At 29.4% G+C, this 20,933-nt stretch carries 19 protein-coding genes; 6 read left to right on the top strand and 13 right to left on the bottom strand.

Features of this window, described 5'->3' with window-relative positions; translation table 11 throughout:
• The first annotated feature begins 139 nt into the window (after positions 1 to 139).
• The 3 genes from H6553_05200 to H6553_05190 all read left to right on the top strand — a co-directional run bounded on the left by H6553_05200 (position 140) and on the right by H6553_05190 (position 2,587).
• Positions 140 to 970, top strand: coding sequence for a hypothetical protein (locus tag H6553_05200; protein MCB9033213.1), 831 nt, complete (start codon positions 140 to 142; stop codon positions 968 to 970).
• Between the two features lie 117 nt (positions 971 to 1,087).
• Positions 1,088 to 1,969, top strand: coding sequence for a thymidylate synthase (gene thyA / locus H6553_05195; protein MCB9033212.1), 882 nt, complete (start codon positions 1,088 to 1,090; stop codon positions 1,967 to 1,969).
• A gap of 129 nt (positions 1,970 to 2,098) precedes the next feature.
• Entirely contained in the window at positions 2,099 to 2,587 is a 489-nt protein-coding gene (locus tag H6553_05190; protein MCB9033211.1) for a dihydrofolate reductase, read from the top strand.
• A gap of 119 nt (positions 2,588 to 2,706) precedes the next feature.
• Here H6553_05190 and H6553_05185 read toward each other — a convergent pair whose 3' ends face one another.
• The 6 genes from H6553_05185 to smc all read right to left on the bottom strand — a co-directional run bounded on the left by H6553_05185 (position 2,707) and on the right by smc (position 13,109).
• Positions 2,707 to 3,303 carry a plasmid pRiA4b ORF-3 family protein gene (locus H6553_05185; protein MCB9033210.1) on the bottom strand — a complete coding sequence of 199 codons (597 nt, stop codon included), beginning with the start codon at positions 3,301 to 3,303 and terminating at the stop codon, positions 2,707 to 2,709.
• Between the two features lie 120 nt (positions 3,304 to 3,423).
• Positions 3,424 to 5,826 carry a Smr/MutS family protein gene (locus H6553_05180; GenBank protein MCB9033209.1) on the bottom strand — a complete coding sequence of 801 codons (2,403 nt, stop codon included), beginning with the start codon at positions 5,824 to 5,826 and terminating at the stop codon, positions 3,424 to 3,426.
• 11 nt (positions 5,827 to 5,837) lie between these two features.
• Positions 5,838 to 6,638: a DUF2520 domain-containing protein gene (locus H6553_05175; GenBank protein ID MCB9033208.1), complete on the bottom strand. Its 801-nt coding sequence runs from the start codon at positions 6,636 to 6,638 to the stop codon at positions 5,838 to 5,840.
• Positions 6,625 to 9,048 (bottom strand): cytochrome c biogenesis protein CcsA, encoded by a 2,424-nt coding sequence (ccsA, locus tag H6553_05170; protein MCB9033207.1) that lies wholly within the window; start codon positions 9,046 to 9,048, stop codon positions 6,625 to 6,627. The genes H6553_05175 and ccsA overlap by 14 nt, the downstream gene beginning before the upstream one ends.
• A gap of 3 nt (positions 9,049 to 9,051) precedes the next feature.
• The gene (locus H6553_05165; protein ID MCB9033206.1) at positions 9,052 to 9,432 is read right to left on the bottom strand and encodes a cytochrome c maturation protein CcmE; all 381 of its coding nucleotides are present in this window, start codon (positions 9,430 to 9,432) and stop codon (positions 9,052 to 9,054) included.
• A gap of 134 nt (positions 9,433 to 9,566) precedes the next feature.
• Positions 9,567 to 13,109 (bottom strand): chromosome segregation protein SMC, encoded by a 3,543-nt coding sequence (gene smc, locus H6553_05160; protein MCB9033205.1) that lies wholly within the window; start codon positions 13,107 to 13,109, stop codon positions 9,567 to 9,569.
• A gap of 78 nt (positions 13,110 to 13,187) precedes the next feature.
• On the opposite strand from smc, the gene H6553_05155 reads away from it, so the two are divergent.
• Both H6553_05155 and H6553_05150 read left to right on the top strand, forming a co-directional pair.
• On the top strand, positions 13,188 to 13,682 hold the full coding sequence (locus H6553_05155; GenBank protein ID MCB9033204.1) for a hypothetical protein: 495 nt from the start codon (positions 13,188 to 13,190) through the stop codon (positions 13,680 to 13,682).
• 150 nt (positions 13,683 to 13,832) lie between these two features.
• A complete protein-coding gene (locus tag H6553_05150) occupies positions 13,833 to 14,057 on the top strand; it encodes a hypothetical protein (GenBank protein ID MCB9033203.1) in 225 nt (74 codons plus the stop codon).
• 125 nt (positions 14,058 to 14,182) lie between these two features.
• Here the strand turns inward: H6553_05150 and hisB are convergent, their stop codons facing one another.
• From hisB to H6553_05120, 6 genes are read right to left on the bottom strand one after another with little or no spacing between them, the layout of a single operon-like run.
• Positions 14,183 to 15,316, bottom strand: a complete 1,134-nt coding sequence (gene hisB, locus H6553_05145) for a bifunctional histidinol-phosphatase/imidazoleglycerol-phosphate dehydratase HisB (protein ID MCB9033202.1) — start codon at positions 15,314 to 15,316, stop codon at positions 14,183 to 14,185.
• Positions 15,317 to 15,318: 2 nt separating this feature from the next.
• Positions 15,319 to 15,618 (bottom strand): type II toxin-antitoxin system RelE/ParE family toxin, encoded by a 300-nt coding sequence (locus H6553_05140; GenBank protein MCB9033201.1) that lies wholly within the window; start codon positions 15,616 to 15,618, stop codon positions 15,319 to 15,321.
• Complete coding sequence (locus tag H6553_05135; GenBank protein MCB9033200.1) at positions 15,603 to 15,827, bottom strand: hypothetical protein; 225 nt, start codon at positions 15,825 to 15,827, stop codon at positions 15,603 to 15,605. Before H6553_05135 ends, H6553_05140 begins: the two co-directional genes overlap by 16 nt.
• A gap of 24 nt (positions 15,828 to 15,851) precedes the next feature.
• Positions 15,852 to 16,913 (bottom strand): histidinol-phosphate transaminase, encoded by a 1,062-nt coding sequence (gene hisC, locus H6553_05130; GenBank protein ID MCB9033199.1) that lies wholly within the window; start codon positions 16,911 to 16,913, stop codon positions 15,852 to 15,854.
• Positions 16,900 to 18,195, bottom strand: coding sequence for a histidinol dehydrogenase (gene hisD / locus H6553_05125; protein ID MCB9033198.1), 1,296 nt, complete (start codon positions 18,193 to 18,195; stop codon positions 16,900 to 16,902). Before hisD ends, hisC begins: the two co-directional genes overlap by 14 nt.
• A gap of 1 nt (position 18,196) precedes the next feature.
• Complete coding sequence (locus H6553_05120; GenBank protein MCB9033197.1) at positions 18,197 to 19,057, bottom strand: ATP phosphoribosyltransferase; 861 nt, start codon at positions 19,055 to 19,057, stop codon at positions 18,197 to 18,199.
• 341 nt (positions 19,058 to 19,398) lie between these two features.
• On the opposite strand from H6553_05120, the gene H6553_05115 reads away from it, so the two are divergent.
• Entirely contained in the window at positions 19,399 to 19,647 is a 249-nt protein-coding gene (locus tag H6553_05115; protein MCB9033196.1) for a GlsB/YeaQ/YmgE family stress response membrane protein, read from the top strand.
• Here the strand turns inward: H6553_05115 and H6553_05110 are convergent, their stop codons facing one another.
• Positions 19,648 to 20,928: a carboxylesterase family protein gene (locus H6553_05110; protein MCB9033195.1), complete on the bottom strand. Its 1,281-nt coding sequence runs from the start codon at positions 20,926 to 20,928 to the stop codon at positions 19,648 to 19,650.
• Between the last annotated feature and the right edge of the window lie 5 nt (positions 20,929 to 20,933).

The following is a 20,933-nucleotide window of genomic DNA, read 5'->3' as shown; positions in this document are numbered from 1 at the left end:
AAAGAAGTGTAGGTGTTTTAATTCCTGTTATTTCTGGCTAAAAAGAATCAATGCCAATATTTTATATTTATACATGATACGAAACTAGTTATAGATAATAAATATTAGAAAATAGTCGTTTTCTTTAAAAGACGCCTTGATGAAAAAACTGTTGTTAATATTAATTCCATTAATAATATGCCTTAAGACATCTTTTGGAAAAGATACTTATTATTTAAAAGGAAAAGTTTATTTCAATAGTTATGTTATGTCTAATGATTCATTTGTGATAAGCAATACTAGTTTATATAACCTTGTACATACAGATAGTAAAGGAAATTACATTGCAAAAATACCTATATTCCCAATATTAAAATATACAAATAGGTTAGATACTACTGATTTTAAACTTAGAAGTGCTAATAGACAATTACTCAATATATATAAACATTCTTACAATTTTGACACTACTAATTTTTGGCAAGATTTTACATTACTAAGTGATTCTATAAGAGATAATGACACCGTAGAATTAAACATTTATTTTAATACTGAAAGCTCTAATTCAAAAATAATAAATTCATTAATGATTGATTTTCCACCTAAACTTTCGCAGAAGTATAAAGAAAAGTTACTTAAAATTGATGAAAATAAAAAAGTAGCTTTTCTATACAAAAATCTGAGATTTATAAACTTATATAATATTAGTTTAGAAAATCTTAAAACTTTGTTAGGAAATTCTATTACTTCAGATACTTTGCGATTTGAAATAGTACATCCAGATTTGATATATTTACAATTATTTAGAAATGATGCAGGAATTGACAAACGATTAGAGATTCTGTTTCAACTACAAGATAATTATGTAAAAGATTGGAGCATTGTTGAGTTTTGGACAGAAATAAAGAACAATACACCGCTTGACTTCACTCATATAATTAAACAATATGTTACTACTGATGATATTTTAACATTTGAGGTAATTCATTAAATACAATCAATCTTTATCAAAGAATAATATTTTCTTTAAAACCCAAATACTACTAGTTGTTAATAATATTTTCTATTCCTTTTTAGTTTTTCAAACTAGAATGTCTATTTTAACCACATGAAAACTTATCAAAATTTTCTACAACACATTTTAGATAATGGCACGAAAAAAGAAGATAGAACTGGCACTGGCACTATTAGCGTTTTTGGCTATCAAATGCGATTTGATTTAAACCAAGGATTTCCTCTTTTAACCACTAAGTCAGTGCATTTAAAATCTATCATTCACGAATTGTTGTGGTTTTTGGCTGGCGATACCAATATTCAGTATTTGTGTAAGCATGGTGTTGGTATTTGGAACGATTGGCCTTATGAAAAGTATAAAAAAAGCTTGGCATTTAATGGCGAAAGCATGAAAGAATTTGCTAGTAAAATTGCCGAAGATGATGATTTTGCTTTGGCATTTGGCGAATTAGGTCCTGTGTATGGTTATCAATGGCGACATTGGCCTGATGGTAATGGTGGTGAAATAGACCAAATTGCTAATTTAGTACATCAACTAAAAAATAATCCAGATTCTAGAAGACATATTATTTCTGCTTGGAATGTTGCCGACATAGAACAAATGACTTTACCACCTTGTCATTCTTTGTTTCAGTTTTATGTAGTTGATGGTAAGCTAAGTTGCCAATTGTATCAAAGAAGTGCTGATGCCTTTTTAGGTGTTCCGTTTAATATTGCTTCTTATGCTTTATTAACCATGATGTTGGCTCAAGTATGTGATTTACAATTAGGTGATTTTGTTCATTCTTTTGGTGATGCTCATATATATACCAATCATATAGAACAAGTTAATTTACAATTGAGTAGAACACCTTACGATTTGCCACAAATGAAAATCAATCCAGCAGTAAAAAATATATTTGATTTTACATATGATGATTTTACATTAGAAAACTATGTTCATCATCCAAGTATAAAAGCAGTAGTGGCTGTATAATTACATTCGGAATAGTTTGCAAATATTTTCCCGCAGACAACGCAGACATTCGCAGAAGATTGCAGTGCTTTAGAAAAATTTTGTACAAATCTCTTTTATTACAGCAAGTAATGTGTAATTTGCATTTGTATGAAAATTGCATTAATAGTAGCAGCAGCAGAAAATGGAGCTATTGGTAAAGACAATCAGTTGTTATGGCATTTGTCTGATGATTTAAAGCGATTTAAACAATTAACCAGTGGTCATTGTATTTTAATGGGACGAAAAACTTACGAGTCGATTGGAAAAGCATTGCCTAACAGAACCAATATTATTTTATCTAATACTTTAAAAGAAGCACCTAAAGATTGCGTTTTATTTAATGATTTAGAAGCAGCTCTGTATTACGCTGTTGAACAAAAAGAAGAAACACTTTATGTAATTGGTGGTGCTACAATTTATACTTTAACCATGCCCTATTGTACTGATTTGCATTTAACCTTAGTGCATACCGAAATTGAAGCTGATGCTTTTTTTGAATTTGATGATGCACAATGGATAGTTCAGGAAAAAATATTTGTAGCCAAAGATGCCAAAAATGAATACGATAGTACTTATTTGCATTTAGTACGAAAGTAAATTTTTGAAAATTATTTATATGCTTACAGTTACTACTTTAACTCTGCTATGGTTGCTCCGTTGCCACCAAATTGTTCTTTTTCGTAGTACACTTTTGGTACTATTTATCTAACTATAAATCAATCAAATAATTCAAAAGAGCCATAATCCTTCTCTTGCAATAATTCATTAACTTCATCTATATTAAAAAATTCTGGATCAAATGCTTCATCTCCCATCCATTCCATTATTTCTTTATAATCTGGATGCTTTGGATTTTTTATAATTTCGAGAAAATCATAATAGCCCCAAACACCGCCACAGTCTTCTGGTGGACAATTCATTTTGCCTTTTATACAGACTGGATATTTTACTTTATCATCAAAAGGTAATATATTTTCTAAAATTATATCATGTTCCCAACTATCACCAAAATCATACTCGTATTTAATTTTGTCTTTTATAGTTTTTAATAAATCAGCTATTTTAAGCTTTTTTGCTTTATAATCAATATCCTCTGAATCATTCCAAAAGAAATCATCTTCTGGCACTTTTATAGAATAGAATGTTTTATTTTTTATAAAATGATGTAAGTGACAATTATACCATCCCATAGTAGTTTGTATAATTAAATGAAAATCTGATAATAGTAAATCTGATGGCACTAAAATTCTTCTCCAAATTTTAGGTTTAAAACCTACTAATGCTATTTGTATTTGATAAATTTGTTTTGGCATATAAAATTATTTTAAAACTACTGTATCAAATTTAAATATAATTCAACTTATCTTGATACAATATTAAAAAATAAACATCAACAATAAATTTAAATTAGTTGATAAAAATTGATTGTTAATCTACTTTAACTCTGCTATGGTTGCTCCGTTGCCACCAAATTGTTCTTTTTCGTAGTAGTATTGTGCTATAAATGGATAATTTTTAAGATAATTTTGTACTGCTGTTCGCAATGCACCACTGCCTCTTCCGTGTACAATTTTTACTTTAGAAATGCCATACATTAATGCTTTATCGAAGAAATTATCTAATGCTGTAAATGCTTCGTCTTTCATTAAACCTCTAATGTCTAATTCGTAGTCGAAGATACTTTTTTCAGTAATATTTTTAGAAGTATATGAAGTATTCGTATTGTTATTTTGTTTTTTTGTAGTTTCTGTTATTTTTTGCAACTGACTTAATTTAACTGTTGTTTTCATTTGTCCAAATAAAACCGTCGCTTTTTTACCATTGATTTGTAGCACCTCACCTACTTCAATTCCATCTTCTAATTTTACTTTATTACCAACTTCAATAGTACCTTTTGTAGCTTTAAACGCTTGTTGTTCTTCTTGAGTGATATTCTTTTCAATATCTATTCGTTTATCGTCAATAAACTGTCTGATGTTTGTAAACTGTTCTTTTTTGTTTTCGCTTTCTTTCCAATCACGCATCATTTTTTCTAGAGCTCTGCTTTGTTCGTTAAATGCTTCTAACAATTTCTGCTGATGACTCTTAATCAATTTCTTTTTTTCTTTTTCTAAATCTTTTTTTAATTGTTCGTAGTTAGCTACTAAATCAGTTAGTTGTTGTTCTTTTTTTTGAACATTCTTTCGTAAACCTTTTATATATTGTTTTTCTATTTGAACATCAGACAAAGTTTCATCTAAAACTTTATTATTAATGCCTGTTTTTTCTTTTGCTAACTGAATCACATCATTTGGTAAATTAGATTGTTTGGCAATTTCAAAAGTAAAAGAACTTCCTGGTTGTCCTATTTGCAATTGATACAATGGTTTTAGATTTTGTTTATCGAAAGCCATAGCTGCACTTTGAAATCCGTTGGTTTGTGCTGCAAACAATTTAATATTATTAAAATGTGTTGTAATAACAGCCAAGCAATGTTTTTGTTGTAGCAACTGAATAATTGCTTCGGCCATTGCACCACCTAAACTTGGATCAGTACCTACACCTAATTCATCTAACAAAATAAGTGTTTTACCATTAGCATGTTGTAGAAAGTATTTCATTTTTTGTAGATGTGCACTATAAGTACTCACATCATTTTCGATAGATTGTTCGTCGCCAATATCTATAAAAAAATGCTGTAAACAAGGTAAATGACTGCCTTCTTCTACTGGAATTGCCATACCGAATTGGAACATCAACTGAATTAAACCTACTGATTTTAATACGATAGATTTTCCACCAGCATTTGGTCCACTTATCACCAAAAAATTATTTGTTTTATCTAACCAAAGCGTGTTGGCTACAATAGGTTTTTTATTTTTTTGATGATGATATTGTAGTACTGGATGAATAAAGTTTTTTAAATATATTGATTTTTCTTTACTTACACTAGCAATTGTCAGTTGATTTTGTAGTGCATAATTTGCTTTGGCTTGCAAGCTATCCCAATAAGCTAAAAAAATTAATTGTATATGAATATCACTAATAAATGGTTGAATATTTTTAGTAAGTGTAGCTAAAATTTTATAGATTTCTCTTTTTTCTTCGCTAAATAAAACTAACAATTCATTATTCAGTGCTACAGTTTGTTCTGGTTCAATAAAAGTAATGGTTCCGTTATTACTTTCATCAACAATAATGCCTTTAATTTGTCGTTTAAACTCACTACGCACTGCTAAAACTCGTCTTGAATTTCGTACCGTTTCTTGAGTGTCTGCCAAAAAATCTTGTTGCTTGTAATGTAGTAATGCTTTATTAAAAACTGACTGAATTTTATGTTGTGTTTGTCTAATTTCACTTCTAATACTATTGAGCTTTGGTGAAACACTTTCATTAATAATTTTTTGGTCGATGTGTATAGTCTTTTGAATAGACAAAATCACATCATCAACTAAATTAATATTTTTTATACTATCATATAATACTTCGCATTGTGTTTGTAATTCTTTTTGATGTAATAATTTATATAGCTGTTGAAAACTCAATGATGCATAATACAACTGAATAATTTGTTCAATATCTAATACATAGTTTTCTATTGTTGCTTGATTTAAAAAAGGCAATTCATCGAAACCAGAAAAAGGTAATTTTTTATTGAGTATAATTAATTGTTGTACTTCGTGAGTTGCTTGTAGTGCTTCTTTTAATTTATCTTCATTCGTAAAGAAATCTTGTGTAGCTAAATAACTTCGTCCTAAACTACCTATACAATTAGACATTAGTTGTTGTAGAATAAAATCGAAATTAAGTTGTTCTAACAATTTATTTGGATAAATATGTATTCCTTTAACATTCATTGCTTGTTAGTTTATTCTGAATCTTTATAGAAATCTAAGATACTATTAGTTAGCGAAATATAAATAGCTTGAACCAACTCATTATTATTTAACATATTGATATGATTATTAATAATTTCAAAATCTTTTCGTTTAGCTGGTCCAGTTTGTGCATTAATTGGAGCAATGGTTTCAATTCTTTGTATAGTTTGTTGAATTAATGGCAATAGCAATTTAAAATCTAACTGATGTTGTTCGCAATATTGTTGACCTAATGCAAACAAATGATTGGTAAAATTATTGACCAAAACAGCAGACAAATGCAAATGTTTTCTGTCGTTATCTGTAATAACAAATGCTTTTTCTGAAATAGTATTGGCAATTTGTAGTAACTGTGCTTCAAATAAATTATTGGTCGTTGTAATACCAATTGGAATAGTTTTAAAATTAACTGGCACTGTTTTAGAAAACGATTGCAATGGATAAAAAATTCCTTTATTAATTATTTTATCTTCAAAATCATTAAACACTTCTAAACCAACTGTTCCTGAAGTATGTACAATAGCATGAATGTTATTAGTATCAACAATTCGATTAATAATCTTTTTAATTAAATCATCTTTAGTACAACAAAAAATTAAATCGACAGTAGTATCTAATGCATCTAAATGGTCAATTCCTTGTGCTTCAACTTGATTAGCTAAAATATTAGCATTTTCTAAATATCTGCTACAAATTTGTTGAATAGTATAACCTTTTAAATAGAGTTCTTTTGCCAAATGTGTTGCCACATTACCACTTCCAATAAAAGAAATTGTTTTAATTCCTTGCATGGCGTAATTTTCTATCCTGAATTGCTTTTCTCAAACTAATAAAAATACCTATCATCATAATAACTATTCCAAACCACAAAAAATTAATTAGTGGAAATTTAATAGCTTTCATAATAATATATTTTCTTATTTTTTGTTCTACTACTAACTCAAACTGTTTGGTTTCTGGTAATAGTTTAGTTACTGCAAATTTAATGTCATCTTTAGGATATTCATCAGCAATTGAAGTCGCCATTAAATCTCTAATAAAATAGATTGGTTCTAACATAGCAACTGTATCTAATCGTACATACTGAATGTCTAAACCTAGTGCAATATCATCAGCAAGCATTTCAAAACTATCTATTGTAGCATGTGGATTTACACCAGCAATAACTGCCATTGCATTAGACAAAGCAATAGTATCGCCAACTGCAACTGTATATGTTTTTTTAGAGATAGAATCGCTTGGTGAACCATCTTCTTTTAAAGGAACTGCTGTAACATGTGTATATAAATCGCTCAACAATGTTTTTCTTGTAGATGGTACTGGATTGTTACCCATTTTTGAATTCATTAAAATATTAGGATGTAGTACAAAAGATTTTTTTACTTTTCCTTGTTTGTTTAACTCTTCGTATCTAACATTAAAATATATATTGTTATCAGCAGATGAATCACCTAAATAAGTAACTCTATATTTTCCCATTAATTCTGGTTCATCTTTGTAGAGCAACACATTTTCTGCAATTTCATCCGTAGAAAAACCAGAACCATAATCAATTCCATATTTATTAATAGAAATAACTTCTTGTTTGCCATTAGAAATTAATATACCAATCAACATCAAAGCAAAACCAATATGTGTAACTGAACCACCAGAAAATTTAATTTTTCTTTTTAGTACATTAAGGATGTAATCTGCGTTAGCAATTACACTAAACCAAGCAGCAACTAACAATAAAATATAATCGAATTTATATAATTTATAGATAATTATAAATATAGTACTTACTACAACAGCCATTATGAAACTTAATAATAATTTTTTAAATATCTGTTTATAATCACTATGTTTATATTTAAAGAATTGTGTTACAGCAGAACCTATTGCTACAAAAATGGCTAACCAAATTTGTACATTGTTGTAGTGTGCTTTTATGTTTGATGGTGGTGCTAAATCTTTCGTTAAAAAAGGCAACTTATTAATTACAGGAAATGAAGTTAGTACTATAATATGCATCGCTGACAATGCAAAAATTAAACTACCAATAAACAACCAAAACTCTCTAGAGCTTGTAGCTTCTTCTTTTTCTGGTGTAGGAATTTCTTTTTTTGTCAATCTATAAATCAACAAGCCAAATAAAGGAAATAAAAATGCAAAGATGCACAATAGTAATTGTCCACTCATTCCCATATCTGTAAAAGAATGTACTGATGCATCGCCTAAAACACCACTTTTTGTTAGAAATGAAGAATACATCACCAATATAAAAGAAGCGAAAAACAAAATATAGGTAGCAGTTAGTGAATATCCTGTTTTTTTAGCTGCCATTAATGTATGAATTGCTGCTGCTAGTAATAACCAAGGTACTAATGATGCGTTTTCGACTGGATCCCAAGCCCAAAATCCACCAAAATTAAGTGCTTCGTAAGCCCAAGCACCTCCCATTAAAATTCCAGCACCTAAAATCATTAAAGAAAATAAAGCCCAAGGCGATACTGCTGTTAACCAATTTTTGAAATCTTTTTTCCAAAGTGAAGCAAAGGCATAAGCTGCTGGAATTGCTGTTGATGCAAATCCTAAAAATAGTGTTGGTGGATGTATGACCATCCAATAATTTTGTAGTGATGGATTTAGTCCTGTTCCGTCTTCTGGAATGTAATTTGGATTCATTTTGAAGATTGGAATATCCATCGTATCTTTTAACAAAGCAAATGGACTTGAACCCATTTTGTAGTTGAAAATATACACTCCAAGCAACATTGAACCTAGTAATACTTGTGCTAAAGCCATAAAACTCAACACTGGCGATTCGTATTCTTTGGCTTTAAAGATGAGTACTAATCCTAAGATAGCATGCCAAAACATCCATAGTAGTGTACTACCTTCTTGTCCTGCCCACATTGCCGAAAACACAAAATAAAAAGGCAATTCTTTTGATGAGTGTTGCCATACATATTTATATTGAAATTGGTGTTGTAGTAATATAAAATAGAACACTACAAATACGCTGATAATACCAAATACATGAATGATGAAACTTGTGCGTCCGAGTTTTATCCAGTTTTGTTGTTGTAAAATATCTTTAGTTGAAGCTGCTAAAAAATAACTTACTGCTGATAATAATGCAAAGCAAAAACTAAGAATTATAAAGAAATGACCTAATTTACCATAGAAAAATTCTGCACCTTGAGCGTGTATATTCATAAATTATCCTTGAGTTTTTTCTACATATTTACTTGGACACTTCATGAGTATGTCTTTTGCTACAAAAACATCATTTTCCATATTTCCAATGACTACAATTTTTTCACTTCGTTCTACATCTCTAGGTTTTGCTTTTTTTACTATTACTTTCTTTTCTACGCCTTTTTGGTCGATGATATACATAGAAAACTCATTTGGATTAACTGTTGGTTCATAGACTATTGGTTTCTTTAGGTTTAAAACACCTACTACATTAATTTCTTTTCCTTTTTTAGCGTAAGCAGATTCAAATGTTTCGTATCGACTGAAATTGCCTAGAAGCGATATAAGTACTACAACCATTACTGCTATAAGTACTAAAGCAATGATATGCGTTTTTTTCATGATGCAAAATTAGTAAAAAAGCATTCATGTTTGGTGAAATTAATATTATGTAACAATGATTAGTGAAATGCTAATACTAATTAGTATTCAAAACAGCTTTATTCTTTTGCATTTTTGTTGCTGTTTAGTTAAAATTAATTCAAGCTACTGAAATCTACTGGAACTACTCTTGAGATTCCTTTTTTTACCATTGTAACGCCATAGATTGCATCTACAGCTGCCATAGTCATTTTATTGTGTGTTACTATGATAAACTGCGAATTATTAGAGAAATTCTTTATCGCATCATTGAATTTTTTGATGTTAGCATCGTCTAATGGTGCATCAACCTCATCTAAAATACAAAATGGTGCTGGTTTATATAAGTATAATCCGAATAAGAGTGATAAAGCTGTTAGTGTTTTTTCTCCACCAGACAATTGATTGATAGATTGTGGTCGTTTGCCTTTGGGTTTTGCCATAATATCAATTTCTGATTCTAATGGATCATCTGGATTGATGAGTACTAAATCGCAAGAGTCATCTTGTGTAAACATGCTTCTAAATACTTCTATGAAATTTTCTCTTACTGCATGAAATGTTTGTAAAAATTGTTCTTTGGCAGTAGTTTCAATTTCTTCCATCGTGTCGAGTAAATCGGTTTTGGCTTGTTCCAAGTCTGCTCTTTGTGCTGTAATGAAATCAAATCGTTCTTTCATTTCATTATATGCTTCTTCTGCCATTGGATTGACATCTCCAAAATAATCTATTTTTCTTTTGACTTTGTCTAATCTATCTTTAATATCGTCTTTAGAATCTTCTGGTAACTCTAAGTTTTCTTCAAAAGAAGCCATTTCGATATTAAACTCAATAGATAGTCTTTCTTTTAATAGATTTAAATTTAATTTTAAATCGCTAATTTCTTCTTTTCTATTTTGAATGTTTTGTTCTACTTGTTGTCTTTGTTTTTGTTGATTTCTGATATTGTCTTCAGTTGTACTAATGCCTTCTTTTATTTCGTAGTAATTACCTTCTTGTGATGAAAGCAATTCCATTTTTTCTTCTTTGTTGTTATAATCTGTAATTAACTGATTCTCTAGTTCTTTTACTTGTTGTGTAATTTGTTCAACTTCTTGATTAGATTGATTAATTTCTTCGTCTGCACTTGCTAATCTATTTTTATTGTCTTCTAGCTGATTTTGCTTGTACTGTAAATTCTGTTGATTAGATTTTAATTTATTTTCTTGTTGTATATATAAAATATTTACATTATTATATTGTTGTGATAATTCTGAATACAATTCATTGGCTTTCTTAAAATCGTTATCTAAACTTGTATAACTTTCTTGTTCTGAACTAGCAACAGCAATACTTTGTTCTAAATCGGTTTTTAATGGCTCAATTTCTGTCTTAATTTGCGTAATACTTTCTGCCAACAATTGAGCTGTATTCGTATATTTTTCTACCGAATTTAATTCGCTATCTAGTTTACTTTTTAAACCAACTAATTCTTTTTCTAAATTTTGTAGCGTAAAGTTTTCTCTTTGAATGGTATTTTTATACGAATTGACTTTTAGGTGATTGAGTTCGTTTTGAACTGTTTGTAATTTTTCTTTTAGTTTAAGTGTTTCTGTATCTAACTTTTTAATGTCTTTTTCAAGAATTTCTAAGTTTTTTAAACGACCTAATCTTTTTCCTTCAAACAAACCAACAGCACCACCACTTAATTGTTGTGCAGATTTTTGTATTTGTCCGTTTGCACTTACAACAACAGCTTGTTCATCATTTAATGTTTTATATACTTGTTGGATATTCGCATTTTCGTTAGCAATATAAATATTGTCTAATAATATTTGTAATAAATTCTTATATTGGTCATCAACCTTAATTAAATCTATTGCTAAGTTGGCATCATCGACTTTTTTAGCTGATGAATTAATTTTATAATTATTAAAATAATCTAATACTAAGAAACTTGCTTTACCTGAAGAACTTTTAGACAAAATATCGATGGCATTATATGCTTCGGTTTCGTTTTGTACTATGAAATTACTGAGATATGGTGCTAAAACTGCTTCAATAGCAACACGATTATTTTCATCTGTATAAATAATATCAGATAACAATGGTGTGTCTTTTAACCAATTGACATTTTTCTTTAAAAACTTAATAGATTCTGGAAAACCTTCTAAGTTATCAACCATGTTTTTGGTTAACTTAAACTCGTTGTTTTTTGCATCAAGTGTTCTATTCTTAAGCGTTAAGTCTTGTCTGGTTTGCTCTGTAAGTGCTTCTTTCTCTTGAATCGCCAAATCGTTTTGTTCTTCCTTAGCTATTAATTTATCGACTAAATCTTTTTGTTTGTCTACTTTTTGTTGCGTTTGCTTTAAATTGTCTTCTATCGTAGCAATTTGCTTTTGTCTTTCTTCGTTTTCAAAAACTGATTGTTGTGCATTTTTTTCTAAAGTCAACAATTCTGTTTCTTTAATTGCAATATTTTTTTCGAGCGAAGTAATTTTTTGTTGAGCAACAGAAGATCGTTCTTTCGCAGCTTCTACATTGGTACGCATAGCTAAATTTTGTTCTCTTTGAGTTTCTAACTTTTCTTTAGCACTGTCGTAATCAACCTTAATCGTATCTAGTTTAGATTGATCTTGAATGTGTAGTTTTTCTAAATCTTCAATTGCAGTAAACAAATTATCAATAATTTCTTTGGTTTGCGTAGTTTGTTTTTGTAATTGATTGATTTTATCGTTTAGAAAACTTACTTTTTGTTCAGCAATTTTTTTGTCACTTTCTTTTTGTTGAATGGTTGCTAAAAACGAGTTGAGTTCTTTTTGCTGTTCAGAAAGGTGTTTCTCTTTCTCTAAAACAACTAATTTTTGTTTCTCTAATTCTGCTTCAAACGATTCTAGCTTGGTAATTACAGCTAATTTCTCATCTTCACTATCTTGAATAACTTTTTTGGCTTTAGCAAAATCTTCGTTAATAGCAAATAATTCATGCTTGGCTAAATCGATACTTAAAACTTTGTATTCTTCTTTAAATGCTTTGTATTGTTGTGCTTTTTTAGCTTGTGTTTCTAGTGTTTTTAGATTTTTTTCTATCTCGTATAATAAATCTTTTACTCTATCTAAATCTGCTTCGGTAGCATTTAATTTAAGAATGGTTTCTCTTTTTCTAGTTTTAAATTTAGAAACACCAGCAGCTTGTTCTATTAGTGTTCTTCTTGCACCATCAACATCATTCAGAATTTGGTCAATCATCTTTAACTCAATAATAGCATAAGAATCTGTACTAATTCCTGTATCCATGAACAGCGTACGAATATCTTTCAATCTACAATTAACACCATTGAGTTTATAATTGCTATCGCCATCTCTTGTTAAAGTTCTGGTAATGGTAACGCTTTGAAATTCAGTCGGTAATATATTTTTAGTATTATCTAGTGTAATAGAAACTTCACAAACATTAGCTTGAGCTTTATCGGCAGAACCATTAAAAATAATATTCTCCATTTTTTCTAAACGAAGTGCTTTGTTTTTCTGTTCACCCAAAACCCAACGAATAGAATCTACTACATTAGATTTGCCACAACCATTTGGTCCGACAATACCTGTAATATTTTGATCAAAATTAATGAGTGTCTTATCCGCGAAACTCTTAAATCCTTTTATCTCAATACTTCTCAATCGCATAGCCCACAAATATAGCTAAAATGAAATATTTGCTCTAATTAATTTGTTTAAGTTATGCTCATTTTTTACATTTGGTTGATGGAATTTTTATTTGTCCTTGGAGCAATTGCTTATTATATCTACAAAGTATATCAGGAAACGCAGAAACGCAATCAGCAATCTACGCCTACTAATACGAATAAACCTAAGAAAAAGACCGCAATGCAGTCTATTGAAGATTTGTTGAAAGAATTAGAACAGAAATCAAATCCACAACAAGAACCTCCTAAGCCAAAGCAAATGGTTCAACCAAAAAAGAAAGTGGTTAACGAACCAGTTAGTGAAATTGATACACTTAATTATGACGATGTTTTTGCAGATGAATCTAAGATTGTTAAGCTAGAAGATAAGTATGAGTCGATTATGGATACTACTGATAGTGATAATATTTATGATTTTGAAGAAATAGATGACTATGATAGTGGACACAGTGATAAGCATCGTAAAAAAACTAAAGTACTAGCTATTAATGGCAAGAAAATAAAAGCAAAAGATGCTTTTGTGTACAGTTTAATTTTTGATAGGAAGTATTAGAAGACAATTTCCATTTTAATTGAAAGAAAATTTGATAATTAGCATCCTTTTTATCACCAAGTGTGAAAAACATGTTAGTATTTTTTAACGATAATTTTAAATAACAAATAAAAATTAATACTACATTTGTATCAACCAAATCAAATTAAAATGAAAAAATTATTTGTATTATTCGCTGCTGCTACATTATTTGTAGGTATGGAAGCATGTAAAGAAAAACAAGAAACTAGCGATGTTGATGTTGAAGTAACAGCAGATGATGCTGGTGATGTAGTTGAAGAAGTTGCTGAAGATGTATCTGAAGCTACTGACGAAGTTGCTGACGCTGCTACTGATGCTACTGAGCAAGTTGCTGAAGAAACTCACGCTGAGTAATTCTGAGCAAATCAGTGAAATTAAAAGCTCCAACGATATCGTTGGAGCTTTTTTTATAATAATAATTACAAGAAACTGTAACATCTAATCTTTTCTACTAGCAATATACTTTAGTATACTTGTTCTTACAACACACCTTTGGTACTTGGAATTTCGTTGCTGCCATTATCTGCTATTGCCATTTTGATTGATTTGGCGACAGCTTTAAAAATAGCTTCTATTTTATGATGTTCGTTATTGCCTTTGGCTTTGATGTTTAAATTACATTGAGCTGCATCGCTAAATGATTTCCAAAAATGATAAAACATTTCGGTAGGCATATCTCCTACTTTTTCTCTTTTAAATTTAGCATTCCAAACGAGCCAAGGTCTTCCAGAAAAATCTATAGCTGCTTGTGCTAGAACATCGTCCATTGGTAATAAGAAACCATATCTATTGATACCTTTTTTATTACCTAGTGCTTGTTTAAATGCTTCACCTAATGCAATTGCTGTATCTTCGATAGTATGGTGTTCGTCTATTTGCAAATCTCCTTTTACATCTATATTAATATCGCAATTAGAGTGCTTAGCTAATTGCTCTAACATGTGATTAAAAAACTCTAATCCAGTGTTGATGTTATATTTCCCAGTACCATCTAAAGCCAAATCTATTTTTATTTTAGTTTCGTTGGTATTGCGTTCTATGTGTGCTATTCGTTTTGGTTGCGTTAAAAATTGATATATCTCTTTCCAATTTTCGGTTTGCAAAACGATAGTTTCTTTTAGTGCTGTTTGATTGAGTAAATCATCATCTGAAGTATCGGCACTTCTACCAATTAAAATACCTTTGCTATTTAAATTTTTAGCTAATTGAATGTCTGTTAATCGATCGCCAATTACAAATGAATTTAATAAATCAACATTTGAATTATTCATATATTGTGTAAGCAATCCAGTATTTGGTTTTCTTGTTGGAGCATTGTCTTTAGCAAAAGTTCTATCTATTAATACTTCTTTAAAATGTACGCCTTCACTTTCAAACACACGAAGCATTAAGTTGTGTACCTTCCAAAATGTATCTTCAGGAAAACTAGCAGTACCTAATCCATCTTGATTGGTAACCATGACTAAATCGTAATTGGTTTCTTCTACAATTTTTTTGAGATAATACAATACATTTGGTAAGAAGTTTAATTTTTCAAAACTATCTACTTGAAAATCATCTTTTGGTTCAGTAATTAGTGTACCATCTCTATCTATAAATAATATTTTTTTCATGTTTATTTTAGTTGTTTGTATTGTTGTCTTGCATCAATAAAAGCTGATATAATAACTTTTTTATTTATTTCATCTATAATATAAAGTAATAGAATATAATTTTTAACCACACTCATTCTAACCGTATTATCTATATGATAAATTGGAGATGCTTTGGGAAATTTTTTCAACATTTTAATAGTCTTATTGATATTCTTCTTAAGTTCATCAATACTTTTTTTAGTCCAAGTTTTCTCAATAAAATTTAAAATCTGTTCTAATGAATTAACAGCTGTAGGTGTAAACTCTATAGTATAAGCCATGAACCAAACTTTTGTTGTACTACTTCCTTACTAACAAATTGATTATTTTTAGCTTCTTCTATGCCTTTATCTATTTCTGCAATTTGTTCTTCAGTCAAAACAAATAAGTGTCCTTTTAAATTAACTAATTCTTCAAAATTAGCAAAACTATCTTCATCTGCATCATCAATCATTTTTTTTACTGCTTGTTTTCTCTGTTCTAAAGTCATCCTAAAATATTTAGTTTAATAAAGTTATTGATAATTTTTCAAACTTGTCAATAATTGTTGATTCTCATTTGCAGTGCCAAAAGTGATTCTCAATGAATTTTCGCACAAAGGTAATTTAGATCTGTTTCGGACTACAATATTATCTTTAATTAGATGTTGATAGAGTTTATTGGCATCATCTACCTTTATCAATACATAATTGGCAGCTGTTGGATAAATTTTCTCGATAAAAGAAAATTGTTTGAGTGCTTCTAATAATATATTTTTTTGTTCTATAATTTCGTTGATATAATCTGTTTTTGTTTGATGATGTTGTAGTGCATTTAAAACCGTTTCTTGTGTATGCTGACCAATATTATATGGCATTTTAATGGTATTTAATGCTTGTATAATTTGTTCATCTGCCATTAGATAACCTAGACGAATACTTGCCATTCCCCAAGATTTTGAAAATGTTTTGAGTACTACTAAATTATTAAACTGATGCAAATGACTTACAAATGAAGTAGCATCAGAAAAATCAATATAAGCTTCATCAATAACAACTAGTCCATTAAAGGCATCTAAAATAGATAGGATATCATCGGTGTGAATTAAATTTCCTGTAGGATTATTTGGATTACAAATAAATATTATTTTTATACTATCATCATTACTTATTCTATTTAATATTTTATCAATATCTAATTGATAGCTGCCTTCTAACAATAAAATTTCTTGTTTGTGAATATGATGAACATCTGCACAGTGTTGATACATTGAAAAAACTGGTGGAAAATATAGTATAGCATCTTGCTTTGGCTCACAATAAGCTCTAATCAATAAATCAATACATTCATCACTTCCATTTCCAATAAATATTTGTTTTGGTGATATATCTTCTAAAATAGCTAATGCATTTTTAATATCTGTTTGCAAAGGATCTGGATAACGATTACAAGAATAGTCGGAAACAGAGCCGAAAGGATTTTCATTAGCATCAATAAAAATAGCGTTGCTACCATCAAATTCTAATCGTGCAGCAGAATAAGCTTGCATTTGTAGAATGTGATTTCTAATAATATTATTAAGGTTAATTTTTTTCATAAATAGATTTTAAACGAATGCTCACTGCATTTTTATGTGCTTGTAATTGTTCATTTGCTGCCATTATTTCTATGGTGTTACCTATATTTTGTAATCCAATTTCAGATATATGTTGAAAAGATATTTTTTTCATAAAGCTATCAACCGAAACACCACTATAAGACAAAGCATAACCATGTGTAGGTAAAGTATGGTTAGTACCACTTGCATAATCGCCAGCACTTTCTGGTGTATAAGCACCAATAAATACAGAACCAGCATTGCTCACTTTTTCTGCTAATTCAGTTGCATTTTCGGTTTGTAAAATCAAATGTTCTGGTGCATAAGCATTGCTAAATTGCATTGCTTCATCTAAAGAATGCAATAAAATCAACTGACTATTTTCTAATGCTTGTGTAGCAATTTCTTTTCGTGGCAATTGTTGTAATTGTTGATTAACGGCTTGTTCTACTGCGAACAACTTCTCTTCATCATCGGTTAAAAAAATAACTTGACTGTCTATACCATGTTCTGCTTGAGATAATAAATCGGCTGCAATAAAATTAGCATTGGCATTTTTATCACCAATCACTAAAACTTCACTTGGTCCAGCTGGCATATCAATTGCAATACCATGTGTGCTAATTAATTCTTTAGCTTTAGTAACAAAAGCATTTCCAGGACCAAAAATTTTATAGACATTTGGAATAGTTTCTGTACCAAAAGCCATAGCAGCAATAGCTTGAGCTCCACCAACTTTATAAATTTGATGTACACCACAAAGCTGTGCTGTGTATAAAATTGCAGGATGAATTTTGCCTTGTTGATTTGGTGGCGAACACAAAATAATAGACTTACATTGTGCAATGTTTGCAGGAATTGCCAACATCAATACTGTAGAGAATAAAGGAGCTGTGCCACCAGGAATGTATAAACCTACTCTTTCTATTGGCAACGATTTACGCCAACATTCAACACCTTGCATTGTAGTAATTTTATCTTCTATTTTTACTTGAGCTTGATGATATTTTTCTATGTTTGATTTTGCTTGTTGAATGGCTTGTTTTAATTCATCATCGACTAATGTTATTGCAGTTTCAATTTCTTCTTTAGTTACTAAAAAGTCATCTAACTCTACCTTATCGAATTTAAGTGCATATGCTTTTAAAGCTTCATCTCCATTAGAAGAAACATCATATAAAATATCATTCACAATTCTATATATATCTTCATCATCTGAAAATGGTCTTTGCATTAAGCTCATCCACTCTAAACCTTTTTCTGGATACTTAACAATATTCATTTTAATAAATTAATTTTTCAATAGGTGTAACTAAAATTCCTTCTGCTCCAGCATCCTTTAATTGCTGAATAATCGTCCAAAAATCTTTAACGGTAATTACAGAATGTACAGAACTCCAACCAGATTTTGCTAATGGTAAAACCGTTGGACTATTCATACCTGGAAGAATAGCTACAATTTTATCTACACATTCATTTGGTGCATTTAATAAAATGTATTTGTTATTCTTTGCTTTTTGAACTGCTACAAATCTAAATATTAATTGTTCTAATATTTTATTTTTTTCTACAGATAAATTTTTATTAGCAATTAATACTGCTTGCGATTTAAACACTGTTTCTACTTCTTTTAATCCATTACTCAATAAAGTAGAACCAGTACTTACAATATCACATATAGCACTTGCTAATCCAATACTTGGTGCAATTTCTACCGAACCACTTATTTCGTGAATATCGGCAGTAACATTATTTTTAGACAAATAATTGTTCAATATATTTGGATAAGAAGTAGCTATTGATTTACCATGAAAAGACTGTACACCATTATAAGCATCATTTTTTGGAATGGCTAATGACAATCTGCATTTACCAAAGCCCATATCTAATCTATTATCTACTTGACTGCCTAATTCTGCTATCACATTTTCTCCTACGATGCCAATGTCTGCTACACCATCTTCTACATAACCTGGAATATCATCATCTCTTAAAAAGAGAATATCCATTGGGAAATCGTAGCAAGCTGTAGTTAACTTACCAGAACTATTTGGAAAAGAAATATCACATTCATTAATCAGTTGTATTGATTTTTCGCTGAGTCGCCCTTTTTTTTGAATAGCTAATTTTATTCTTTGCATGATTTTAAATTTATCCTATTTTGGATTAAGATTTTGAAATTAATAATTGAAAAAGTAAAAATACGATATCGTATATCAATGAAATGTAAAATATCACGCCTAAGCGTGATGAAAATGATGTTGTAGTATGAAAGACAATGTTTTCATTGTGGTGCAAAGATATTAATTTTTGATAATAAACAATAAAAATATTGACATTATAAAAAAAATAGCACAACTTGTAGTATAATTCAAAAGTTGATTTATACAATAACAGTTTAGTTCAAGTGTCCATCATTAATTTGGTGGACATTTTTTTTGACTTTTACAAGTAATTTAATTAAACTTGTTAAAAATTAATTAACATGGGAATTTTATCATGGATTTTATTCGGATTGATTGCAGGTGCAATAGCTAAAATGATTATGCCAGGCAAAGATCCAGGTGGTTGGATTATCACTATTTTACTAGGAATTGCTGGTGCTTTTGTAGGTGGTTTTATTGGTAGTTTACTAGGTTTTGGAGATGTTAACTCGTTTGACATCAAATCATTCTTAATGGCAATTGGTGGTGCTTTAATTATTTTAGTTGGCTATAGAAAGCTAAAAGGTTAATTACTGCTTAAGCAATTTTGTTGTATAGATAGTATTGTCATCTTGAGTAGATACTTGTAATAAGTACATTCCTTTTGCTAGAAAATCTACATTCAGTGCTATAATATTACTATTAATTGTTCGAGTTGTTGTATTTAATACTCGTCCTGTTATATCTGTATATGATAGTGTTACTTCTTTTTGCAACAACTCATTAGGTAGCTGAATATTTACCTTATCTACTATTGGGTTTGGATAAACCGATAGTGGTTTTATTGTATTCTTATTAATTGCAGTAACTGTTGTTGTATCATTTATAGCTTCTTCACAAAATATATTATACAAAAACTGTTTAGATTTTTCTCTTATCATTCTAAAAGTAGCTGTGTCTGCATATTGATCCACTGGATGTCCGTAACCTTCTACTGGATAGAACTCGGAATTCATATTTAATCTTACTGTATTATTATAAATTGGTTTATCGCCATAAAAATATCCAAGGAAACAAGCTGCGGTAACAAAACAACCTAATTCGTATGGTACAGTAAAATCTATTGTATTATGAAATCCGATATAATTAATATCAGCATTATTATTCAAATAATTAGGATCGTGTAATGCTCCACTACAACTTATAACTGTTTTTACATTATTAGATGAATAACCAGCATTACCACTATTGCCTTCTAATCCACCTAATACATCAAAATTTGGTTTAAAACGAAAATCCATTTCTGAAGTATCATCTAAAAAAATAGTATGTAAAGAAATAATAGCTCCAGCAGAAGATCCATATAAAATAATATTATTCGTATCAATTCCATACGAATTTCCATTTTCTACTACATCTTTTTTGAAAAAACGAATAGCTGCTTTTACATCGTGCATACCACGAATTATTGCTTGATAGAAATTGTTATAATCGGCAAAATCTAAAATTGGATTAAAAATGGTAGTTTGTTGAACTCTATATTCTATGTTTGCCGTAGCATAACCTAAACTTGCAAAATAAGCTGCTGTTTGATTGATGCCTTGGTCATTTCTATCGCCACCAATAAAAGAACCACCATGAACAAAAATAATGAGTGGTTTTTTATTTTCGTTATCTATTGTTGGATCTGGCGTATATACATCTAACAATAAATTGGTTGGGTTATTTTTACTATCGAAATTGAAACCGTACTGAATATCAGTGTACTTTTTAACTGGAAAAGTAGTATCTATATATCGATTGCCACAATCAGCAAAAATATAAGACACAAAAACAAATAACAAAGTAAATAATGTAAAGATTTTATTCATACAAA

It is taken from the genome of Chitinophagales bacterium (assembly GCA_020636535.1).
Taxonomy (GTDB): Bacteria; Bacteroidota; Bacteroidia; order Chitinophagales; family JADIYW01; genus JADJSS01.
The sequence above is the reverse complement of the archived record's forward strand: the minus strand, read 5'-3'. Positions and strand labels throughout refer to the sequence as shown.